Genomic DNA, 4,237 nt, shown 5'->3' on the forward strand with positions numbered 1-4,237 from the left:
GGGCGGCGGCGGCCGTGGAGGATGTGGCCTATCCCCGGCGGGCGGTGCGCGCCGCGCTGCTGGGCGTGATGCTGTCGGGCTTCACGTCGATGCTGTACCAGGTGACGTGGATCCGCCTGCTGTCCATCGTCCTGGGGGCCTCCACCTATGCCTTCACCCTCATCCTGACGGCGTTCATCCTGGGCATCGGCCTGGGCAGCTTCTGGCTGATGACGCGCAAGGAGGGCGGGGACTCGCTGAAGCTGTATGGCTGGACGCAGGTGGGGCTTGTGCTGAGCCTCTGCGTGGCGCTGCCGTTGTACGTGCGGCTGCCGCACCTGTTCCGCTGGTCGGAGTGGATGCTCACGCGCGCGGTGGAGACGTGGCCGATGTTCCAGGCCATCACCTTCGCGTTCTGCTGTCTGGTGCTGCTCATCCCCACGTTCATCATGGGCGCGGCCTTCCCGGCCGCCGCGCGGGTGGCCACGGCGAAGGTGTCCGAGGTGGGGCGCCAGCTGGGCGGCGTGTACCTGTGGAACACGCTGGGCACCATCTCCGGCGCGGTGCTGGGCGGCATGGTGCTGATGCCCTTCTGGGGCATGCAGGGCAACTTCGTCGCGGGCGCGGTGGCGAACCTGCTGGCCGCGGGGCTGGCGTTCGAGGCGAGCGCCCACCGGCCGGACGCAGAAGGCGCGAAGGCGGTGCCCCTGTGGCGGACGCTGGCGCCCGTGGGCGTGGCGGCGGTGCTGGTGCTGGGCGTGCTGGGAGGGATGTACGGCTGGCCGCAGACGCTGAGCGACATCTCCGCGATCCGCGTGAGCCGCAAGCCCCCGGAGAGCTACGCGACGCTGGTGGAGAGCACGCGCAAGCGGATCCGTCCCCTGTTCTACGCGGATGACACCTTCGCCACGGTGATGGTGGGCGAGGTGCCCAAGGACAACCTGCGCTTCATGAAGATCAACGGCAAGGTGGACGCCTCCAACGGGGGCGACATCGAGACGCAGGTGGTCGCGGGCCACCTGGGTGCGCTGCTCCAGCCGCGCGAGCCGCGCAACGTGCTCCTGGTGGGTTCGGGGGCGGCCATCACCGCGGGCAGCGTGCTGGCGCACCCGGTGGAGCGCCTGGACATGGTGGAGATCTCCCCGGCGGTCATCGAAGGGGCGCGCCTGTTCAAGGCGGACAACCGCAACGCGGTGGACGACCCGCGCACGCACGTCCACATCGACGATGCGAAGACGTTCATGGCGCTGGCGCCCATCAAGTACGACCTCATCGTCAGCGTGCCCTCCAACCCGTGGGTGGCGGGCGTGTCCGGCCTCTTCACGCGCGACTTCTTCCAGTTGGTGGACAAGCACCTGGCCGACGACGGCGTGCTGGTGCAGTGGATCCACACGTACGAGAGCAACCGGGAGCTGGTGCGGCTGGTGATGCGCACGCTGCGCGACACCTTCCCCCACGCCACCACCTGGCTGGGGCCGGAGGACCTGGTCATGGTGGCCAGCCGCAAGCCCCTGTCCTTCGACGCCGCGTCGGTGGCCGCGCGCATGGCCCGGCCCGAAGTGAAGGCGGACCTGGAGCGGGTGGACATCAAGGACCTGTTCGCGCTGCTGTCCAAGCAGGTGCACAGCGACGAAGGGCAGAAGGCGTTCGCGGGGGAGGGGCCCATCAACACGGATGACCACAACCTGCTGGAGTACGCCTCGCCGGTGGCCTTCTTCCTGTCGCAGACGGACGTGCGGGTGAAGGACGAGCGCCGGGCGCCGGACTCGGGCCCCGGGCTGCTGCTGCACGACTACGTGCGCGAGCACCCGCCCACGGCCGAGCAGGCCGCGTGGCTGTACCGCAACATCGAGCGGTATCACGCGGAGAAGGATCCGCTGGTGCGCGGCGTGGCGACGCTGTGGCGGACGTTGGCGCCAGAGGATCCGGCCTCCGCGCTCGCGCTGGGCAAGACGTTGGTGGCGCAGGGCGAGTTGACGGTGGCGGCTACGTTGCTGGAGCCGGAGGTGGCGAAGGGAGGACGTTCGCCGGAGCTGACGACGGCCTACCTGAAGCTGGCGTCGGCCCGGGCCTGGGCGGCCCGGACGGTGTGGACGCCCCGGAGCGACGAGGTCGCCATCGCGCTGGCCCGGGAGGTGGTGCCTCGCCACCCGGAGGATGCGAAGCTCCAGTGGGCCTACAAGGAGTTCTGCGAAGCCATGCCCCCGTCCGCGTGTGATCCGAAGGCTTCGACACCGCCGACCGCGGCCCCCGGAGGGCCGTGAAACAGCCTTGCAAAGGCCTTGAGTGGTTCCATCTGGCTGGAATCACTGGATCCACCCCCCCATCCTCCCGATGACGGATGGAGGTGTGAGTGGGATCGTTCTACTGTCCGTTTCGACCCTGACGTTCGCAGGGTGAGTTTTTCACCGCTGCAAGACCCCTGGAGACCCCCATGAACACGCTCGCGAAGAAGCAGAAGATCCAGCTCCGTAAGTCCCGTGGTCAGGGCATGACCGAGTACATCATCATCGTCGCCCTGATCGCCATCGCGGCCATCGGCGTCATCACGCTCTTCGGCGACAACATCCGCAAGCTGTTCGGCGCGTCCGCCGCGGCCCTCGCGGGTAACGACGGGGTTGAGAACGACGGCCAGACGGCGTCGGACGACCTGAAGAAGAAGACGATGAAGAACTTCGGTCAGAACAACACCTACAACTGAGCCGCGCTCCGGCTTGCGCTGGGGGGCTTCGGCCGCCCTCGCGTCGGCCAGGTGCTTCTCATGAATGGCAGGTCCCTCCACTTGGAAGGGCCTGCCATTTTCATTTGCGGGGGTCGGCGCGGGGCCCCCTCTGGGAGGGCCGGGGGCTACCGCGCTCCGGACGCGGGGAGCGGCGCGGGGCTGGAGAGGCCCAGGCGGCGCAGCATCACCTGCCGGATGGAGGGGATGCGGAAGCGGAAGATGAAGGCATCCGCGTAGTAGTGGGCGAGCACCACCGCGAAGCCCAGGGACGTCAGGCCGCGAAGCAGGGGATGCGACAGCGCTCCGCTCCCGATGCTGAGCGAGCCCTTCACGGGTCCATCCAGCAGGAAGCCGTGCACCACGCCCAGCGCGAGCAGCGGGAGCATGGCCAGGACCATCGCGGGCCAGATGAACGCGCGGCGCAGGCGGGGCGCGTCGCCTTCGCGCGGCTCCAGCATGCGCGCGCTGATCATGTAGTACTCCAGCCCGTGCATGCCCGGCAGCATGACGTAGCCCCACTCCGGGGCCACGAGCGCCAGGCCCGTCGCCGTCGCCATGCCCAGGAGGTAGAGCACCTTGGGACCGCTGGCGGTGCCGGAGCGCAGCACGGAGCGGAACAGCAGCAGGAAGTAGCCCAACCACAGGGCGATGAGCACGGGCAGCATCTGCCACGGCAGCACGCGGCCCTGGCCCACGTCCAGGTACGCGGTGGCGTTGGGCGCGGCGGACTCGGCGACGAAGAAGATGCGGACCAGCAGGATGGACAGGAGCAGCGGGACGTAGAGCTGCTGGAGCCTGCGCTCGAGGGGGGAGGGGGGCGCGAGGCCCACCTGTCCGCCGCGCAGGCCGTGCAGTGACCACAGGCCCCGGTGTTGCGACAGGGTGTGGTGCATGCCGAAGACGTTGAAGATGACGGCCACCGCGAAGGTGTGGATGGCGCGGTCGGCGTAGAAGGTGAAGAAGAAGCCCGCGCCCACCGCGAGCATGGCGAGCGTGCCCGCGAGGATGTTCCGGGGCTGGCGGGGGGCGGCGGTGAGCACGTCCCGGTGCACGCCGAAGAGCAGGAACGTGAGCACCACGTGGGTCGCGTTGCCGAGGATGTTCTGGGCGGTCCAGGACATCAGCCGGTGGGCGCCATCCGCGGACGTGGGCGCCAGGAACGCGCTGGCCCCGGCGGCGCAGAGCGTGAGGGCCAGGGGAATGGCGAGGATGGCCAGGTCGGCCCCGGGAGAGAACAGCCACAGGCGGCGGAAGCGCAGCGAGCCGGGGACGGCCGGCGCGTCCTGCTCGGGGGAGGTGGCGACTCCGGGGCTGAGCGGTGTCATGGCGCGGGGAGTATAGCGGGGCCCCGGGGTCCCCAGAACCCGGGTGGCCGCCGGTTGCCCTGCCCGCTGGCCTGGCGGGGGACGGGGGCTCAAGGATTCAGCGTGGCATGGGGCAGGGGGCCTCTGGTTCCAGTCCAGGGCCCACGGCATGTGACGCGACAAGTCTCAAGAACGCCTCATGCTGTATGGATTGGAGGTCATGGTGGACATG

General features: G+C 69.5%; 3 protein-coding genes. 2 read left to right on the plus strand and 1 reads right to left on the minus strand.

Annotated features, from left to right (window positions below):
• Together D7Y13_RS39215 and D7Y13_RS39220 are read left to right on the plus strand one after the other, a co-directional pair.
• The coding region (locus tag D7Y13_RS39215) for a spermidine synthase (protein WP_120630988.1) at nucleotides 1–2,243 on the plus strand (2,243 nt) is incomplete at its 5' end.
• Nucleotides 2,244–2,413: 170 nt separating this feature from the next.
• Nucleotides 2,414–2,680 carry a hypothetical protein gene (locus D7Y13_RS39220; protein ID WP_120538340.1) on the plus strand — a complete coding sequence of 89 codons (267 nt, stop codon included), beginning with the start codon at nucleotides 2,414–2,416 and terminating at the stop codon, nucleotides 2,678–2,680.
• A gap of 146 nt (nucleotides 2,681–2,826) precedes the next feature.
• Here the strand turns inward: D7Y13_RS39220 and D7Y13_RS39225 are convergent, their stop codons facing one another.
• Complete coding sequence (locus D7Y13_RS39225; protein WP_120630989.1) at nucleotides 2,827–4,026, minus strand: hypothetical protein; 1,200 nt, start codon at nucleotides 4,024–4,026, stop codon at nucleotides 2,827–2,829.
• Nucleotides 4,027–4,237: the final 211 nt, after the last annotated feature.

This window comes from Corallococcus praedator, assembly GCF_003612125.1.
GTDB classification, from domain to species: Bacteria; Myxococcota; Myxococcia; order Myxococcales; family Myxococcaceae; genus Corallococcus; species Corallococcus praedator.